14 protein-coding genes, 1 tRNA gene and 1 pseudogene are annotated in these 18,367 nt (G+C 70.0%); 11 read left to right on the forward strand and 5 right to left on the reverse strand.

Going from position 1 to position 18,367, the window contains the following annotated elements:
* Window positions 1-16 precede the first annotated feature (16 nt).
* From pth to nrfD, 4 genes and pseudogenes are all read left to right on the forward strand, one after another.
* On the forward strand, window positions 17-595 hold the full coding sequence (gene pth, locus A6I89_RS06295) for an aminoacyl-tRNA hydrolase (protein WP_005514714.1): 579 nt from the start codon (window positions 17-19) through the stop codon (window positions 593-595).
* Window positions 596-685: 90 nt separating this feature from the next.
* The gene (gene fdh / locus A6I89_RS06305; RefSeq protein WP_162149952.1) at window positions 686-3,928 is read left to right on the forward strand and encodes a formate dehydrogenase; all 3,243 of its coding nucleotides are present in this window, start codon (window positions 686-688) and stop codon (window positions 3,926-3,928) included.
* Window positions 3,929-4,044: 116 nt separating this feature from the next.
* Window positions 4,045-4,877, forward strand: a pseudogene (locus A6I89_RS06310) (4Fe-4S dicluster domain-containing protein).
* A complete protein-coding gene (gene nrfD, locus A6I89_RS06315) occupies window positions 4,874-5,866 on the forward strand; it encodes an NrfD/PsrC family molybdoenzyme membrane anchor subunit (RefSeq protein WP_022594655.1) in 993 nt (330 codons plus the stop codon). The pseudogene A6I89_RS06310 and the gene nrfD overlap by 4 nt, the downstream one beginning before the upstream one ends.
* Here the strand turns inward: nrfD and selB are convergent.
* The 3 genes from selB to A6I89_RS06330 form a co-directional block, all read right to left on the reverse strand.
* Window positions 5,851-7,602 (reverse strand): selenocysteine-specific translation elongation factor, encoded by a 1,752-nt coding sequence (gene selB / locus A6I89_RS06320; RefSeq protein WP_044990639.1) that lies wholly within the window; start codon window positions 7,600-7,602, stop codon window positions 5,851-5,853. The genes nrfD and selB overlap by 16 nt on opposite strands.
* On the reverse strand, window positions 7,602-8,855 hold the full coding sequence (gene selA / locus A6I89_RS06325) for an L-seryl-tRNA(Sec) selenium transferase (protein ID WP_022594652.1): 1,254 nt from the start codon (window positions 8,853-8,855) through the stop codon (window positions 7,602-7,604). Before selA ends, selB begins: the two co-directional genes overlap by 1 nt.
* Window positions 8,856-8,940: 85 nt before the next feature.
* Window positions 8,941-9,036, reverse strand: a tRNA-Sec gene (locus A6I89_RS06330).
* Window positions 9,037-9,060: 24 nt separating this feature from the next.
* Here A6I89_RS06330 and selD point away from each other — a divergent pair.
* Complete coding sequence (gene selD / locus A6I89_RS06335) at window positions 9,061-10,065, forward strand: selenide, water dikinase SelD (RefSeq protein WP_022594650.1); 1,005 nt, start codon at window positions 9,061-9,063, stop codon at window positions 10,063-10,065.
* 19 nt (window positions 10,066-10,084) lie between these two features.
* On the opposite strand, the gene A6I89_RS06340 is transcribed toward selD, so the two are convergent.
* Window positions 10,085-11,713 carry a fatty acyl-AMP ligase gene (locus A6I89_RS06340; RefSeq protein ID WP_022594647.1) on the reverse strand — a complete coding sequence of 543 codons (1,629 nt, stop codon included), beginning with the start codon at window positions 11,711-11,713 and terminating at the stop codon, window positions 10,085-10,087.
* A 158-nt stretch (window positions 11,714-11,871) separates the two neighbouring features.
* Here A6I89_RS06340 and A6I89_RS06345 point away from each other — a divergent pair, with 158 nt between their 5' ends.
* From A6I89_RS06345 to A6I89_RS06355, 3 genes are read left to right on the forward strand one after another with little or no spacing between them, the layout of a single operon-like run.
* The gene (locus A6I89_RS06345; RefSeq protein ID WP_022594645.1) at window positions 11,872-13,548 is read left to right on the forward strand and encodes a peptide chain release factor 3; all 1,677 of its coding nucleotides are present in this window, start codon (window positions 11,872-11,874) and stop codon (window positions 13,546-13,548) included.
* Window positions 13,545-14,213 carry a nicotinamide riboside transporter PnuC gene (pnuC, locus tag A6I89_RS06350; RefSeq protein ID WP_022594643.1) on the forward strand — a complete coding sequence of 223 codons (669 nt, stop codon included), beginning with the start codon at window positions 13,545-13,547 and terminating at the stop codon, window positions 14,211-14,213. The genes A6I89_RS06345 and pnuC overlap by 4 nt, the downstream gene beginning before the upstream one ends.
* Window positions 14,214-14,241: 28 nt before the next feature.
* The gene (locus tag A6I89_RS06355; protein WP_022594641.1) at window positions 14,242-15,111 is read left to right on the forward strand and encodes an LLM class F420-dependent oxidoreductase; all 870 of its coding nucleotides are present in this window, start codon (window positions 14,242-14,244) and stop codon (window positions 15,109-15,111) included.
* A gap of 11 nt (window positions 15,112-15,122) precedes the next feature.
* On the opposite strand, the gene A6I89_RS06360 is transcribed toward A6I89_RS06355, so the two are convergent.
* Window positions 15,123-15,572 carry a MarR family winged helix-turn-helix transcriptional regulator gene (locus A6I89_RS06360; protein ID WP_005514729.1) on the reverse strand — a complete coding sequence of 150 codons (450 nt, stop codon included), beginning with the start codon at window positions 15,570-15,572 and terminating at the stop codon, window positions 15,123-15,125.
* A 145-nt stretch (window positions 15,573-15,717) separates the two neighbouring features.
* Between A6I89_RS06360 and A6I89_RS06365 the strand changes: the two genes are divergently transcribed.
* From A6I89_RS06365 to A6I89_RS06375, 3 genes are all read left to right on the forward strand, one after another.
* Window positions 15,718-16,914 carry an MFS transporter gene (locus tag A6I89_RS06365; protein WP_022594639.1) on the forward strand — a complete coding sequence of 399 codons (1,197 nt, stop codon included), beginning with the start codon at window positions 15,718-15,720 and terminating at the stop codon, window positions 16,912-16,914.
* Between the two features lie 43 nt (window positions 16,915-16,957).
* Window positions 16,958-17,785: an aldo/keto reductase gene (locus A6I89_RS06370; protein ID WP_022594637.1), complete on the forward strand. Its 828-nt coding sequence runs from the start codon at window positions 16,958-16,960 to the stop codon at window positions 17,783-17,785.
* Between the two features lie 120 nt (window positions 17,786-17,905).
* On the forward strand, window positions 17,906-18,358 hold the full coding sequence (locus A6I89_RS06375) for a hypothetical protein (protein WP_022594635.1): 453 nt from the start codon (window positions 17,906-17,908) through the stop codon (window positions 18,356-18,358).
* The last annotated feature ends 9 nt before the right edge of the window (window positions 18,359-18,367 follow it).

Raw genomic sequence — 18,367 nt, forward strand, 5'->3', positions numbered from 1 at the left:
AAAGGACTCCCGAGCAGTGAGTGACGACACCGGCACCGCAGTGGTCGTCGGCCTGGGCAACCCGGGACCGCAGTACGAGAAGACCCGCCACAACATCGGTTTCATGGTGGCCGACGTCCTCGCCGGCCGCGTGGGCGGAAAGTTCAGCGCCCACAAGCGCAGTGGCGCCGAGATCGTGCAGACCCGGCTCGTCGGCCGGCAGGTGATCCTCGCCAAGCCCCGCTCGTACATGAACCTGTCGGGTGGCGCGGTGTCCGGGCTGGCCCGCTTCTTCTCGGTGAAGCCGGAGAACATCGTCGTGATCCACGACGAACTGGACCTCGACTTCGGCACCATCCGGCTCAAGCAGGGCGGCGGCGAGGGCGGCCACAACGGCCTGCGCTCGATCTCGCAGTCCCTCGGCACCAAGGACTACCTGCGCACCCGCGTCGGCATCGGCCGCCCGCCGGGCCGACAGGATCCCGCCGACTACGTGCTCAAGCCGTTCTCCACCGTCGAACGCAAGGAACTCGATCTCGTCTGCGAGGAGGCCGCGGACGCCGTCGAACTGGTGCTGCAGCTCGGACTCGAGGCGGCGCAGAACCGGCTGCACTGACGGCCGACCTGCGCATCGGTTGCGAATCCCCGCCTGGTGACGTTGCATGGGTGAGACCACTCGATCGACGGAGCGGACAGGGAGCAGCCGATGAGTATTCGTGACTTCGCGCAGCGCTGGCCGGTGTGGCAGCAGATCACCGGGACCGACCCGCTCGGTCGCGGCGCGGCCGCCCAGTCCCGCCGCTCTCTCGAGATCACCCCCCGCACCGAATCGGCCGATCGGGTCGTCAAGAGCGTGTGCCCGTACTGCGCCGTCGGCTGCGGGCAGAAGATCTACGTCCGCGACGAGAAGGTCGTGCAGATCGAGGGCGATCCGGACAGCCCGATCTCGCGCGGGCGTCTGTGCCCCAAGGGCTCGGCCAGCAAGCAGCTCGTGACGAACCCCGACCGGGTCACCACCGTGCTGCACCGTCGCCCGTATGCGAGCGAGTGGGAAGAAGTCGACCTGGACACAGCCATGGAGATGGTCGCCGACCGGGTGCTCGAGTCGCGAGATCAGTTCTGGCAGTGGGAAGACGACGAGGGCCGACGGGTGCGGCGCACGTCCGGTGTCGCGAGCCTCGGCGGCGCGACGCTGGACAACGAAGAGAACTACCTGATGAAGAAGCTCTACACCGCGCTCGGCGCGATCGAGGTGGAGAATCAGGCCCGTATTTGACACTCCTCCACAGTTCCCGGTCTGGGAACCTCGTTCGGCCGTGGTGGTGCCACGAACTACCAGCAGGACCTCGTCAACGCGGACTGCATCATCATCCAGGGCTCCAACATGGCGGAGTGCCACCCCGTCGGTTTCCAGTGGGTGATGGAAGCGAAGCTGCGGGGCGCCAAGGTCATTCACGTGGATCCGCGGTTCACTCGCACCAGCGCGGTCGCGGATCTGCATGTCCCGGTCCGCGCCGGCTCGGACATCGCGTTCCTGGGTGGGCTCATCAACTACGTGCTGGCCCACGACGCGTACTTCCACGATTACGTCGTGGCGTACACGAACGCGCCGATGATCGTCTCCGACGATTTCCGGGACACCGAGGATCTGGCGGGCCTGTTCTCCGGGTTCGACGTGGAGGGCCGGCAGTACGACACCAGCAGCTGGCAGTACCGGGACGGTGGGTCGCAGTCTCCAGCGGCCGGTGCGCGTGATGCCGAGTCCGGGGAGACCGAGGCGTCCGGCAGCGGCGGAGCGCTCACCGGAAGCGCGGACGAGGTGCCGCAGCGGGACGACTCGCTGCGGGACCCGCGATGCGTCTTCCAGGTACTCAAGCGGCACTTCGAGCGGTACACGCCCGAGATGGTCGAGCAGGCGTGCGGTGTTCCGCGCGAAAGCTTCCTCGAGGTGGCCCGGGCGCTGACCGAGAACTCGGGCCGCGACCGGACGTCGGCGTTCTGCTACGCGGTGGGCTGGACCCAGCACACCGTCGGCGTGCAGTACATCCGCACGGCATCGATCCTCCAGCTCCTGCTCGGCAACATCGGCCGGCCGGGTGGCGGGATCATGGCGCTGCGCGGGCACGCGAGCATCCAGGGGTCGACGGACATCCCGACGCTGTACAACCTGCTGCCCGGGTACATCCCGATGCCGCACGCGCACAAGCACATCGATCTTGACACCTTCGTCGGCGAAAACGCCGGTGCGAAGGGCTTCTGGGGCAACATGCGCGCGTACACGGTGAGCATGCTCAAGTCGTGGTGGGGCGACGCGGCCACGGCCGAGAACGACTTCTGCTTCGACTACCTGCCGCGCCTGACCGGCACGCACGATTCGACGGACACCGTCGAACGGCAGATCAACGAGGGCGGGGGCGGCTACTTCCTGGTCGGCGAGAACCCCGCGGTGGGCACGGCCAACGCCCGCATGCAGCGGGCCGGCCTGGCGAATCTCGACTGGCTGGTGGTGCGCGACCTCGCGATGATCGAGAGCGCGACGTTCTGGAAGGACGGGCCGGAGATCGAGACCGGCGAGATGCGGACCGAGGACATCGGTACCGAGGTCTTCTTCTTCCCCGCCGCCAACCACGCCGAGAAGCAGGGCAGCTTCACCAATACGCAGCGGCTGCTCCAGTGGCATCGCAAGGCGCTCGATCCGCCGGGCGACGCCCGCAGCGACCTGTGGTTCTACTTCCATCTGGGTCGCATCCTCAAGGAGAAGCTCGCGGGCTCCACCGACGAGCGTGATCGGCCGCTGCTCGATCTCGTGTGGGACTACCCGATGGAGCCCGGCACCGACGAGCCCGACGCGGTCGCGGTCCTGGCCGAGATCAACGGCACCGGCCCCGACGGTCAGCCGCTGTCGATGTACACCCAGTTGCGCGACGACGGATCGACCCGCTGCGGGTGCTGGATCTACTGCGGGGTGTACGGCGACGGCGTCAATCAGGCCGATCGACGCCGGAGCCGGCACGAGCAGGGCCCGGTGGCGCCGGACTGGGGTTGGGCATGGCCGGCGAACCGGCGCGTGCTCTACAACCGGGCCTCGGCGGATCCCGACGGTAAACCGTGGAGCGAACGCAAGGCGTTCGTGTGGTGGGATCCGGACGCGAACGACGGCGCCGGCCGCTGGACGGGCCACGACGTCCCGGACTTCGAGGCCGACAAGCCGCCGACGTACCGGGCGCCGGAAGGGGCGACGGCGGAGGACGCGATCAACGGCACCGAGCCGTTCATCATGCAGAACGACGGCCGGGCGTGGTTGTACGCGCCGGTGGGCCTGCTGGACGGTCCGATGCCGACGCACTACGAACCACCGGAGTCGCCGCTGCCGAATCCGCTCTATCCGCAGCAGTCCAACCCTGCTCGGATGCCGCATCCGGGAAAGTTCAACCGCTACAACCCTGCTCACGGTGCGGCGGGCAGCGAGGTGTTCCCGTACATGTTCACCACGTACCGCCTCACCGAGCACCACACGGCCGGCGGGATGAGCCGCACGCTGCCGTACCTGTCGGAACTGCAGCCGGAGTTCTTCTGCGAGGTGAGCCCCGAGCTGGCGGCCGAGCGCGGTCTCGAGAACGGCGGGTGGGCGACGATCGTCACCGCCCGCACGGCGATCGAGGCTCGCGTCCTGGTCACCCACCGGATGCAGCCGCTGGTGGTGGACGGTCGACGGCTCCACCAGATCGGGTTGCCGTACCACTGGGGACGGAACGGCATCAGCGTCGGTGACGGCGCCAACGAGCTGCTGCCGCAGGCGCTGGACCCCAACGTGTCCATCCCGTCCACCAAGGCCACCAGCTGCGACATCCAGCCGGGCCGTCGGCCTCGGGGTCCCGCGCTGCTGGAGTACGTGGCCGAGTACCGGCGACGCGCCGGCGTGACACCCGAGACAGGAACGGAGCTGTAACCGTGTCGGACAATCTGTCGAAACTGGGTCGAGCGTTCTTCGGCCCGGGCGACCCCGCGCGGGAAGCGGGGTACACCGACCCGCCGAGCCGCAAGGGCTTCTTCACCGACACCAGCGTGTGCATCGGGTGCAAGGCCTGCGAGGTCGCGTGCAAGGAGTGGAACGCCGTCCCCGAGGACGGGCTCGAGCTGACCGGGATGTCGTACGACAACACCGGGGCGCTCGGCGCCTCGACCTGGCGGCACGTGGCCTTCGTGGAACAGCCGGTGCCGGCCGAGCGACGGCGGGAGACCGTCGATCTGGGGATGCCGGGGACGTCGTTGCCCGGCGCCGACTCCGACGTCACCGAACGCACGGACTTCCGCTGGCTCATGGAGTCGGACGTGTGCAAGCACTGCACGCACGCGGCATGTCTGGACGTGTGTCCCACCGGCGCGCTGTTCCGGACCGAGTTCGGCACCGTCGTGGTGCAGAACGACATCTGCAACGGCTGCGGCTACTGCATCCCGCCTGCCCGTACGGCGTGATCGACCGCCGCGACGGCCCCGCCGGGGACCCGGCCGTGGGCCTGGCCCAGAAGTGCACGCTCTGTTACGACCGGCTGTCGGGCGGGATGGAACCGGCGTGCGCGAAGGCGTGTCCCACGGATTCGATCCAGTTCGGCGATCTGGACGAGTTGCGCGAGCGCGCCGATCTCCGGCTCGCGCAACTGCAGGACGCGGGTGAGTCGACCGCCCAGCTGTACGGGCGCGACGAGGGCGACGGCGTCGGCGGCACCGGGGCGTTCTTCCTGCTACTGGACGAGCCGGAGGTGTACGGGTTGCCCCCGGACCCGGTGGTCACCACGCGGGACCTGCCCGGGATGTGGCGGCAGGCCGCGGTCGCGGCTGCCACGCTGCTCGGCGGCGCGGTCGTCGCGTTCGCCGGCCGTCGAAAGGGACACCGATGACCGACCGTACGCAGACACGTCGCCGCGGACGGCGCGGGCGCGGCGAGCAGGCGATGGTGCCCGACGCCAAGTTCGAGAGCTACTACGGCCGGCCCATCGTGAAGGCGTCGCCGTGGCAGGCGGACATTCCCGCCTACCTCTTCCTCGGCGGGCTGGCCGGCGGTTCGTCACTGCTGGCCGCCGGGGCGGATCTGACCGGGCGCCCGCACCAACGGCGTTCCGCCCGGGTGATCGCCCTCGGCGCCATCGTGGCGAGCATGTATGCGCTGATCCACGACCTGGGCCGCCCGGCCCGGTTCCATCACATGCTCCGCGTCGCCAAGCCGACGTCCCCGATGAGTGTGGGCACGTGGATCCTGTCGCTGTACGGACCGTTCAACGGTCTGGCCGCGGTCGGCGAGTTCGCGGATCTGCTCCCCCGCCCCATCCGGCGGGGACCGCTGGGCCGGCTGCTGACGTTCGCGACCCGTCCCGCCGGGATCCTGGCCGCGGTCACCGCGCCCGCGGTGGCGTCGTACACCGCCGTGTTGCTCACCGACACCGCGACGCCCAGTTGGCACGAGGCCAAGCGCGAGTTGCCGTTCGTATTCGTCGGCAGCGCGGCCGCGGCCGCGGGCGGGGCGGGCCTGCTGACGGCACCGCTCGCCGAGTCCGGACCTGCCCGGCGCCTCGCGGTCGGGGGCGCGGCGCTCGAACTGGCGGCGTCGCAGATCATGCAGCGGAGCATGGGCATCACAGCCGAACCGCTGCGGACCGGGACCGCGGGTCGTCTGCACTCCGCTGCGACCGCCCTCACCGCGGGCGGCGCGGTGGGAGCCTTGCTCGGCCGACGCAGCCGCGCGGTGACGGCACTGTCGGGCCTGGCGCTGACCGCGGGATCGGCATGCACGCGCTTCGCCGTCTTCCACGCCGGGCAGGCCTCGGCACGCGATCCGCGGTACACGGTGGTGCCGCAGCGGGAACGGCGTGCCGCTCAGGCCACGACGTGACCGTCCTCCCCCGTCCGGCGGGTCCGCCCCTCTCGGGCGAGGACCTCGAGCAGCGGCATGATCACCCGGCGCGAGGTTCCCAGACGAGTTCGGGCTTCGCTGGGCGTGAAGGGTTCCGGTAGCTCCCGGAGCGCCTCGACGGCGGCGTCCACCGCCCCGGCCCCGAGCCAGACGCCCCCGCCGAGCGGAGTGACCAGTCCCGCCCGGGCACAGGCCGCGAGTTCGCGGTGCCCGAGCCCCAGTTCGGCGAGCTCGCCCGCGCTGGGAGCGACGAAGGGCTCGTCCTCCCACCGCTGCTGCAATCGGGCGGCCGCCTGCGCGACGGGCTCCGGAAGCCCGGCCTCGGCGTCGCGTCGCACGATCCGGCCGTCGTCCACCGTGAGGGCGTCCGCATGTTCGAGCACCGCGGCCAGCAGCTGCGGGTCGGGCAATGCGAGCGCTCGACGCGCCGCCTCGCCGGGCAGGCCGGGCGCGAGCGGATGCGTGCGAGCGTGCTCGTCGACCAGTTTCCCCAGTCTCTCCGCCGCCGAACGTGCCGTGTCGGGGTCGAGCAGCCAGTCGCCGGGGCCCGCTGTGTCGGGAACACCGGTGACACCCCACGCCCGCAGATCGCGGGCCCGCGCGAAACCACGTCGGCGCAACTGCGAGCCGACGTCGGGGGCCGCCGCGGCCAGGACCTCGGCGCGCCGACGGGCATCGCCGCGGCGGCGAAGCTCGGGCGGTGCGGGATCGAGTACCACCGCACCCGACGGGATGAGCCCGGCGTCCGGGTCCCGCAGAATCATCCGGTCACCGATCCGCAGGGGCAGCGGCTGCTCGAGCGACAACCGGGCGAACGCGTCGGTGAGCGGTCGGACGCGAGCGCCGATCGCGGCGGATCCGCAGTGCACGACGACGTGTTCCCGCAGCGTTCCGGGCGCCGTCAGCTGCACGTCCACCGTGGCGGTCTCGTACCACCGGTCGGGGGTGAGCAGCGCGTCGCCGCGTGCGATGTCGGAGTTGGCGACGCCGCGCAGGTTCACCGCCACGCGGGCCGGGGCCGGCACCTCCGCGCGGTCCCGGCCGAGCGACTGCAGGCCCCGCACCACCACGCGGGGCCCGTTCGCGCCCACGAGCAGCGTGTCGCCGGTCCGCACGGTGCCGGCTCCGAGGGTGCCGGTCACCACGGTGCCTGCCCCACCGATGGTGAACGAGCGGTCGACCCACAGCCGTACGTCCGCGTCGACGTCCGCCGCGGGGAGCTCGTTCCCGAGTCGTTCCAGCGCCGAACGCAATTCGCCCATCCCGGAGCCGGTGACGGCAGAGACCGCCACCGTCGGGATGTGCGCGAGCGACGTTCCGGCCAGCGCCGCCCGCGCCTCCTCGGCCGCCGGCTCGGGGTCGAGCAGGTCGCTGCGGGTGATCACGAGCACCCCGTGCCGGACGCCCAACGCGGCGAGCGCGTCCAGGTGCTCCTGGGACTGCGGCATCCAGCCGTCGTCGGCGGCGACGACGAACAACACCGCGGGCACCGGGCCCACGCCGGCGAGCATGTTCGGCACGAACCGTCGGTGCCCCGGCACGTCGACGAAGGCGACGGTCCGGCCGTTCGGCAGCGTCGTGGACGCGAAGCCCAGGTCGATCGTGAGACCGCGGCGGCGTTCCTCGGCCCAGCGGTCCGGTTCCTCGCCGGTGAGCGCACGGATCAGCGTGGATTTGCCGTGATCGACGTGCCCGGCGGTCGCGACGACGAACATCACCGCGCCGCCAGGATCGCCCGATACAGGTCGTCGTCCGCCGACGGGCGGACGGTTCGCAGATCCAGCAGGCACCGGCCGTCGAGCACTCGGCCGAGCACGGCCGGACGACCCGCGCGCAGCAGGTCCGCGTACGCCGCGGGCAGACTCACCGCCGCGCTGGGCAGGTCCACCCCCGGCGCTCCGCCGCCACCGACCGTGGCCGCCGAGTCGGCGGCCACCGCGTCGACGCCGGCGCTACGCAGGCGGTCCGCCATCGTCTCGGCCCGCCGTCGCAGCTCCGCGACATCCGCGGAAAGTGCTGCGGCGGTGGGTGTTTGCGGTCCGCGCAGGGTCGCCTCGAACGCGGCCAGCGTCAGCTTGTCCACGCGCATCGCACGCGCCAGCGGGTGGCGTCGCAGCCGGTGCACCAGTTCCGCGCGTCCGCCGATCACCCCCGCCTGGGGTCCACCGAGAAGCTTGTCACCGCTCGCGGTCACGAGGTCGGCACCGGCCCGCAACGTCGAGGCCATGTCCGGCTCGTCGGGCAATACCGGGTGGCGCGCAAGCAGTCCCGAGCCGATGTCCACCACGAGCGGGCAGTCGAGGCCCGCGAGGTCGCGGACCGCGACGCTCGACGTGAAGCCGGTGATCCGGAAGTTCGAGGGATGCACCTTCAGGACGAACGCCGTCTCCGCGTCTATCGCGCGCACGTAGTCGTCGAGGTGCACCCGGTTGGTGGTGCCCACCTCGCGCAGTCGCGCGCCGGTCGATTCCAGCAGGTCCGGCAGCCGGAACCCGTCTCCGATCTCCACCATCTCGCCGCGGGCGATGACGATGTTGCGGCGTTCACCGCCGAGAGCCGTGGCGGCCAGCGCCAACGCCGCCGCGCCGTTGTTGACGATGTGGACGTCCTCGGCGTCGGGCACCGCCGACCGGAGGGCGTCCAGCGCGCCGCGCCCGCGCTTGCCGCGCTGCCCGGACACCAGGTCCAGTTCGACATCGTTGGTGCCCGCAGCCAGTTCGAGCGCTCGGACCGCGGCCGTCGACAGCGGCGCCCGGCCGAGGTTGGTGTGCAGCAGCACTCCGGTCGCGTTGAGCACGGGAGTCAGCGTCACCGGCGTGGCGGGCAGACCGTCGAGCACGACGTCGACGACGCCCTCGGGTGCCAGCAGACCTTGCCGCACCTGCTGCTGGGCGGCGCGGATCCCCGCTTTGACGGTCTCGCGGCCCACCGTGTCGATCGCCTCGCGCAACCGCTCGTCCCGGAGCACCGCGTCGGTGGACGGGACGCGCCGGCGCGGATCGGCCTCGCGGGTCTGCTGCTCGGCTATCGCGGTACCTCACTTCTCATGGCTTTGGCGGAGGCGGACGGGAATCGAACCCGCCTGGCCGAGATACTCGGCCACGTCGGTTTTGAAGACCGCGGAGACCACCAGGTGCCCATACGCCTCCGCTGAAAGACCTTAGGCTGCCTCCATGGGTTCCGCACAACACACCGACAGACTGACCTCATATGCGCACGGCGGCGGATGTGCCTGCAAGATCCCGCCGGGAGCGCTCGAGTCGGTGGTGGCCGGTCTGGTCGCGGCGCCTGTCGCCGAACCCGCGGCCCCGCTGATCGTGGGACTCGACAACGGTGACGACGCGGCCGTCGTGCAGGTGCGCGGCGACCTGGCGGTGATCAGCACGGCGGACTTCTTCACGCCCGTCGTCGACGACCCGTACGACTGGGGGCGCATCGCCGCGGCCAACGCCCTGTCCGACGTCTACGCGATGGGCGGCACTCCGGTGGTGGCGATCAACCTGCTGGGGTGGCCGATCGACCGGCTGCCCTACGAGGTGGCCGCGGAGGTGCTGCGCGGCGGCCGGGACGTCGCTGCCGCCGCGGGCTGCCACGTGGCCGGTGGGCACAGCGTCGACGACCCCGAACCGAAGTACGGCATGGCGGTGACCGGAACCGCCGACCCGGCTCGCCTGATGCGCAACGACGCCGGACGCGCCGGCATCCCGCTGTCGCTGACCAAGCCGCTGGGCATCGGTGTCCTCAACAGCCGCCACAAGAACACCGGAGAGGTGTTCCCGCAGGCGATCTCGGCGATGACTACGCTCAACGACCGAGCCTCCCGCGACGCCGTCGGGGCCGGGATCACGTGCGCGACGGACGTGACCGGCTTCGGTCTGCTGGGGCACCTGTTCAAGCTGGCCCGCGCCAGCGGGGTGTCCGCCGTCGTCGATGCCGCCGCGGTCGAGTACCTGGACGGCGCCCGCGACGCGCTCGCCGACGGCTTCGTCAGCGGCGGCACCCGGCGCAACCTCGACTGGGTCCGCCCGCACCTGGAAGCGTCCGTGAGCGAGGACGAGTTGCTGCTGCTCGCGGACGCCCAGACGTCGGGCGGGCTGCTCGTTGCCGGCGAGATCCCCGGGGCGCCGGTGATCGGCGAACTCGTTCCCGCCGGGGATGCGGTGCTGATGGTGCGGTGACGTCCGACGGGGCCTGGCGTCACAGCAGCCCGATGGAACTCGACCGCCGCAGCTTGCCGGACGACGTCTTGGGCAGCGACCCGGGACCCAGGACGGCGACAGTGCGTGGGCGCACCCCCACCTCGGCGACGACGGCGTGCGCCACCTCGCGCTCGATGCGTCTGACCTCGTCGGCGTCGTCGATTGCGTTCGTTTCCACGGCAACCGCGAAGCTTTCCCGCTTGTCGCCGGCGTCGAGTCGGATCGCGGCGGCGTTGCCGGGGCGCACACCGGACACCGATCCGGCGGCCCGTTCGATGTCGGTGGGATAGATGTTGCGGCCGCCCATGATGATGACGTCCTTGACGCGGCCGCACACCACGACGAGGTCGTCCTCGGTGAAGTAGCCGATGTCGCCGGTGTTGATCCACCCGTCCGCGTCCTGCGTCGCGACGGGGCCGTCGACGGTGAGATATCCAGGGGTGACCGACTTTCCACGCAGCTCGATCACTCCGACCGCGCGCTTGGGCAGTTCCAGCCCGTCCCGGGCGACGACGCGTCCCTCGAGTCCCGGTACGAGCGGACCGAGCGTCGCCATCGCGCGCGCATTGGCGCGGGTGGAACGGACGGCGAGTCCGCCGGCCTCCAGCAGATCGGGATCGACGCGGTCGAGGACGAGCCCTCGGCCGGGTTCCGGCACCGAAACCGCAAGGGTCACTTCGGCCATTCCGTAGGTCGGAGCGAGCGCGAGCGGGTCCAGCCCGAACCGGGCACCGGCGTCGGCGAGCGCGATCATGGTGTCGGGATCGACCGGCTCGGCTCCGTTGAGCAGGACTCGCATCGACGACAGGTCGTACTCGCCCGCCGGCGCCTGCGCGAGGCGTCGGGCAAGCAGCGAGTACGCGAAGTTCGGTGCCGCGGTGACGGTTCCGCGGTATTTGCCTATCAGCTCGGCCCACAGCAGCGGCGTCCGGAGGAAATCGAGCGGCGTGATGTGGACGGTGGTGGCACCGATCTGCATCGGGACGGTGAGGAACCCGATCATTCCCATGTCGTGGAACAGCGGCAGCCAGCTGATCATCACATCGCGTTCGGGACTGAACTCGACCCGGTCGATCATCGCGTACGCGTTGGCGTAGAAATTCGCGTGCGTGAGTTGCACGGCCTTGGGCGATCCGGTGGAGCCGGAGGTCAACTGCTGCAACGCGATGTCGGACTCCGCGGTCTCGACGGGGTCGATGTCGTGGCCGTCGCGCATCGACTCGATCGTCACCACCTTGATGCCGCGCTCGACGAGCAGTGGCACGGCCGCCTCGAACGGCGCCCCCAGCACCACCGCAGCAGCGGAGATCATCCGGATGATCGCCTCGGTGTCCTGCGCCCACACCTGCAGATCGGTACGCGGGGTGGGCTGGTGCAGCATCGTCACCGACCCGCCGCGCATCCAGATCGCCTGGCACGCGGGCGCGATGTCGACAGGCATGCCGGCGAGGACACCGATCGCGTCGCCGGACCCGATACCCGCATCCGCGAGGGCACCGGCCATACGACGGGCGATCGTGTGGACCTCGCCCCACGACTGGCGGAGCGGCGCATCGGGCTCACCCGTGATCAACACCTGCGCACTGGTCGCGGCGGTGGCATACATCTCGTCGGTGAACTTGCTCATCGAAGGCTCCTGCAGGCTCCTGCCGATACCTGTGCGGACACTACGACTGCGCGGCCGATCTCCGACACGTATATCCGGAAGCGGTGCCGACCTGTTACTCCGGCGAACGCCCCGAGTACGCTGGTAGCGGCCCCGATTCCCTTCTGAGAGGTTCACCGTTGACCAGCGCGCCCGACTCGGCCGAGATCACGACCGCCGAGAAGGCGTCGACCACCGCTCCCAAGAACCTCGCCGGTGAGGCGGCCCGGCGACGGACGTTCGCCGTCATCTCCCACCCAGACGCCGGCAAGTCGACGTTGACCGAGGCCCTCGCGCTGCACGCGAAGATGATCTCGGAGGCGGGCGCGGTGCACGGCAAGGCCGGCCGCAAGTCCACGGTCTCCGACTGGATGGAGATGGAGAAGGCCCGCGGCATCTCGGTGTCGTCGACGGCCCTCCAGTTCAACTACCACTCGGACGAGACTCCCGACGACCAGATCAACGTCGTCAATCTGGTCGACACCCCCGGTCACTCCGACTTCTCGGAGGACACCTACCGCGTCCTCACCGCGGTCGACGCCGCCGTGATGCTGATCGATGCCGCGAAAGGCCTCGAGCCGCAGACCCTGAAGCTGTTCCAGGTGTGTCGCCACCGCGGTATCCCCGTCATCACCGTCATCAACAAGTGGGACCGACCGGGTCGCACCCCGCTGGAGTTACTCGACGAGATCGACGAGCGCATCGGCCTCACCCCCACCCCGCTGTACTGGCCGGTCGGCATCGCCGGCGATTTCCGTGGACTGCTGCGCCGCGGCGAGGACGGGGCCCCGAGCGAGTACATCCGTTTCACCCGCACCGCGGGTGGCGCGAAGATCGCGCCCGAAGAGGTCATGGACGCCGACGCCGCCCTCGAGCGTGAGGGCGACGAATGGGTGACCGCCGCGGAGGAGAGCGAACTGCTCTCGGCCAGCGGCCAGGATCACGACCAGGAACTGTTTCTGGCCGGGCAGACGTCACCGGTGATCTTCGCGTCCGCGATGCTCAACTTCGGTGTCCGTCAGATCCTCGACACGCTCGTGGCGCTCGCCCCCGCATCGGGCGCCCGCAAGGATGTCGCCGACAAGCCGCGCGAGGTCACCGACCCGTTCAGCGCCGTCGTGTTCAAGGTGCAGGCGGGCATGGACACCGCGCACCGCGACCGCCTGGCGTTCATGCGCGTCGTCTCCGGCGTGTTCGAGCGCGGCATGGTCGTCACGCACGCGCAAACCGGCAAGCCGTTCGCCACCAAGTACGCGCTGACGGTGTTCGGCCGTGACCGCAACACGGTCGAGAACGCGTACCCCGGCGACATCGTCGGCCTGGTCAACGCCAATGCGCTGGCCCCGGGCCACACGCTGTTCTCCGAGAAGAAGGTGGAGTTCCCGCCGATCCCGTCGTTCGCGCCCGAACACTTCTCGGTGCTGCGTGCGGAGAGTGCGAGCAAGTACAAGCAGTTCCGTCGAGCCGTCGACCAGCTCGAATCCGAGGGTGTCGTGCAGATCCTCCGCAACGACATCCGCGGTGACGCGTCCCCGGTCATGGCGGCCGTCGGTCCCATGCAGTTCGAGGTGGTCGCGGCCCGCATGAAGGCCGAGTTCAACGTCGAGGCCCGGATGGAGCCGCTCGGCTACGCCCTCGCCCGGCGCACCGACGCCGAGTCCGCCGTCGAACTCGGCCGTCAGCGCGGCGTCGAGGTGTTCACCCGCAACGACGGGGTGCTGTTGGCTCTGTTCAGCGACAAGTGGCGGCTGCAGTACATCCAGAAGGAGATGCCGGAGCTGACACTCGAGCCGTTGGTCGCCGCAGGCGATCAGTGAGTTTCCTCCAGACGCTCTTCGACGCCGAACTCCACGTCGGCGGCGCCACGATCCTGTGGCGCGAGATCGTCGGGAACGCGTTCGGTATCGCGTCGGCGATCGGCGGGATGAAGCGCGTCGTGTGGGCGTGGCCGGTGGGCATCATCGGCAACGCGCTGCTGTTCACGGTGTTCATGGGCGCGCTGTTCCACACGCCGCAGAACCTCGACCTGTACGGCCAGGCCGGCCGCCAGCTGCTGTTCATCACCGTGAGTGCATACGGCTGGACGCGCTGGCTCCAGTCGCGGCACGACTCCGGCAAGGCGGTGCTCCCGCACTGGGCGCCCACCCGCGCACGAGTGGGGATGATCGCGACGATGGCGATCGGCACCGTCGCGTTCGCGAAGGTGTTCGAGATGCTCGGCTCGTGGGGACCGTGGCCCGATGCCTGGATCTTCACCGGTTCGATCCTCGCCACCTACGGCATGGCGCGCGGGTGGACCGAGTTCTGGTTGATCTGGATCGGGGTCGACGCCGTGGGCGTTCCGCTGCTCTTCAGCGGCGGCTACTACCCGTCGGCCCTGCTGTACCTCGTGTACGCGGCCTTCGTGCTGTGGGGTTTCGCGGTGTGGTTGCGAATCCAGCGGCAGTCCGCGCCGCAGTCGACGGCGATCACCGCGGAATGATCCACCGACCGGTCCGGTTGGAACCGGTATGGCAGCGGTCACACACGACACGGCAGATACCCCTTCGTACGGAAAGTTCGGCGTCTGGCGACACGCCTTCGGGCTGCAGCCCGAGGTGGGCGCCGAGATCGAACGCCTCGGCTACGGCGCGATCTGGGCCGGCGGGTCTCCCCCCGCCGACCTGCAGGTGGTCGAGGACCTGATCGCCGGCACCGAGACGATCACCGTCGCGACCGGCATCGTGAACATCTTCTCGGCACCGGCCGACGAGATCGCGAAGTCCTACCAACGCATCGAGTCCCGCCATCCCGGACGCTTCGTCCTCGGCATCGGCGTCGGCCACCCCGAGGTGCCCGGTATGGGCGCCGAGAAGCCGTACGACGCCCTCGTTCGGTACCTCGACGTCCTCGACGACGCCGGTGTCCCGAAGCACCGGCGCGTCCTGGCCGCGCTCGGCCCGAAGGTGTTGCAGCTCGCGGCCGATCGCACGGCCGGCGCACACCCGTATCTGACGACGCCCGAGCACACCCGGCAGGCGCGGGAGATCGTCGGCCCGGACGCACTGCTCGCTCCCGAGCAGAAGGTGGTGCTGAGCACCGACTCCGACGCCGCCCGCGCCACCGGCCGGGAGGCCGTCGAGAACCCGTACCTGCATCTACGGAACTACCGCCGCAACCTCGAACGCCTCGGTTTCCCGACCGAGGAGCTCGACGACGGAGGCAGTGACCGCGTGATCGACGCACTGGTCGCGCACGGAGACGCGGCCGCGATCGCCCCGCGGCTCACCGCGCACCTCGACGCCGGAGCCGACCACGTCGCGATCCAGGTGCTGCCGATGGCGGGCGACCCGCTGCCGGCGCTGCGAGAGCTGGCCTCGGCGCTGAACATCGGCGGGTAACCGCCGCCCTCCTACGGCGCGGCGTGCAGCAGCGGCAGCGCGTCGACGAGGGGTGCCAGTTCGGGCACCCCTCGCGCCTCGGCGAGCGCGCGCTCGAGCGTCGCGTCGTGGACAGGCCGCGCCTCCTCGAGTAGTTCACGCCCGGCCGGGGTGAGCTCGGTGTAGATCCCACGCCGGTCGTCCGCGCACAGGATCCGGGTGAGCAGGCCCCGGTCCTCGAGCCGATTCACCAGACGGGTCGTGGCACTCGCACTGAGCGCCGCCGCACGGGCCAGTTGCTGCATGCGCATGTGCCAGCCGTCCTGCCTGCTCAGGGCATCCATCACCGTGTATTCCACGACCGAGAGCTCGGCCTCTGCCTGCAGTGATCGCTCGAGTTCGGACTCGATCAGCCCGTGCAGCGCGGCGAGAGTCCGCCACCCCTGCGACCTGATCTCGACCGCATCGTCCCTGATGCCCACGATGCCCCTTTCCTGGTGACGAGCCTTACATCTTCAAATAGTTGCTTGCGCGGCATATCTACGCGTGCAACTATTTATCCAGCGCCTGCAACTAACAGCTTACGCGCCCTATCTGCTCTCACCGCGCTTTCAAGGAGCACCCCACATGCCCATAGGCCTCATAGCCCTCGCTCTCGGCGGGTTCGGCATCGGATTGACCGAGTTCGTCATCATGGGCCTCCTGCCCGAGGTCTCCACCGACTTCGCAGTCAGCGAGGCCACTGCGGGCTGGCTCATCTCCGGCTACGCACTCAGCGTCGTGGTCGGCGCACTGGTCCTGACCGCTGCCGTCACCCGTCTCCCCCGCAAACCTGTCCTCGCCGGATTGATGGTCCTCTTCGTCGTCGGGAACACGCTCTCGGCGCTCGCCCCGGACTTCCCCACCATGGTGCTGGGACGTGTCGTCGCGGCGCTCTGCCACGGAGCCTTCTTCGGTATCGGCGCCGTCGTGGCCGCCGACATGGTTGCGCCCCACAAGAAGGCGGGCGCGATTGCCGTCATGTTCACCGGCCTCACGGCAGCGAACGTGCTCGGTGTCCCCTTCGGAACACTGTTGGGGCAGGCCGCGGGCTGGCGCTCGACGTTCTGGGCGATCAGCGCGATCGGCGTCGTCGCCCTTGTCGGCATCCTCGCACTGGTCCCCGTCACCGAGCGCGGCACCGCAGGAACCACCGGGCTACGCGGCGAACTGCGAGCCTTCCGCTCCGGCCAGGTGTGGGCCTCGATCGCCATCACGGTCCTCGGCTACGGCGGAATGTTCGGCGCCTTCACGTACATCGCGTTCACCCTCACGTCGGTCAGCGGCTTCGACAGCGCGACGGTGCCGTGGCTGCTCATGGTGTTCGGTGTGGGTCTGTTCATCGGAAACACGCTGGGCGGCAGGGCCGCCGACCGCAACGTCGACGCCACCCTTCTGGCGGCGCTGTCCGTGTTGACCGTCGTCCTCGCCGTCTTCGCGCTGACCGCCGCGAGTGCCGTGATGGCGGTCGTGTCCCTGCTGCTGATGGGCATCTTCGGGTTCGCGACCGTGCCCGGCCTGCAGATGCGCGTCATGAAGTACGCCAGCGAGGCTCCCACTCTCGCGTCCGGCGCCAACATCGGCGCCTTCAACGCGGGCAACGCGTTCGGTGCCTGGATCGGTGGCGTCACCATCTCGGCGGGTCTCGGTTACACCTCACCGATCTGGGCCGGAGCCGCCATCACCCTGGCCGCCGTCGCTGTCATGGCACTCGCGGCCCGAACGGCGAACTCCCGCAATGGAGTCGAACTCGCACCCCGCACCGGCGACCTCGCCGGTGTCTGACCGTCCCCAACCGACCGACCTTCACCCACACCCAAGGAGAATCATGTCCACCGTTCCCAGCATCACCCTGAACAACGGCGTCACGATGCCGCAGATCGGCTTCGGAGTCTTCCAGGTTCCCGACGACGAGACGACGGCGGCGGTGACCGCTGCACTCGACGCCGGGTATCGCTCGATCGACACCGCGGCTGTCTACGGAAACGAGTCCGGCACCGGAAAAGCTCTGGCCGCCTCCGGGATCGCGCGCGACGAGTTGTTCGTGACGTCCAAGTTGTGGAACACCGACCAGGGCTACGACGCCACTCTCGCGGGCTTCGATGCGAGCCTGGACCGTCTCGGCCTCGACTACCTCGACCTGTACCTGATCCACTGGCCGGCCCCCGCCCAGGATCGATACCTCGACTCCTGGCGTGCCCTCGAAAAGCTGTACTCCGATGGACGCGTCCGGGCGATCGGCGTCTCGAACTTCCTGCCCGAGCACCTGCGTCGGGTACTCGATTCCGGCTCGATCGTCCCCGCCGTCAACCAGATCGAGCTGCACCCCGCACTGCAGCAGCGCGACGTCGTCGAGTTCGCCGACGCCCACGGCATCGCCACCGAAGCCTGGAGCCCGTTGGCGCAGGGCGCGGTCCTCGATGACGCGTCGATCGCACGGATCGCGGCCACCCACGAACGGACACCCGCGCAGGTCGTCCTCCGTTGGCACCTGCAGCAGGGACGCATCGTCATCCCGAAGTCGGTGACGCCGTCACGAATCCGCGAGAACCTCGACATCCTCGGCTTCGAACTCTCGGCCGCCGAGCTGGCAGAAATCGATGCACTGGACCGCGACGGACGGACCGGACCGCATCCGGCGGAGTTCAACGGCTAGACCGCACCCGACGACCCTCACCAACCCCTAACAGTTCGTTAACGGGGACCGATATCCGCGCCCATAGCTTGGCCGGTGTCGGTGCCACCGGGGCACCGACACCGAGCCAGGAGGCCGCACATGAACAAGAACGTCGTCACCCGCCGCCGCATCGCGGTCGCCGCCGCGAGCATCGCAGCCGCCGGAGCCCTCGCAGTGCCCGGCGTCGCCTGGGCGCAGAACGCCATCCCGGGTGGTTCCCCCGTGGCCGTCGCCGCCGTGAACGGTGTCGCCGCACCGGCCACATCCGTCATACCCGCTGCCACGGCCTCCCCCGACGAAGCCGTCTGCGGCCTGACGGTGGCGCCGCTGACGGACGCGGAACTGCAGACGCTGCGCGACGGTGGGGTCGTCACGAAGGAGGTGGAGACGGTCTCGGAGACAGGTGAGTCGTCGACCGTCTCGTTCTCGATGGCCGCCGCCGTCACAGCGGCCGACGAGACGGCCGCCGCGCCCGTGGAATTCCCCGCGGACGTCGCAGCGACGGCAAGCGATTCCGTCGCTGCGACCACGGTCACAGCGCAGGCCTGCTGAGCACCCCGA

The organism is Prescottella equi (assembly GCF_002094305.1).
Lineage (GTDB): Bacteria > Actinomycetota > Actinomycetes > Mycobacteriales > Mycobacteriaceae > Prescottella > Prescottella equi.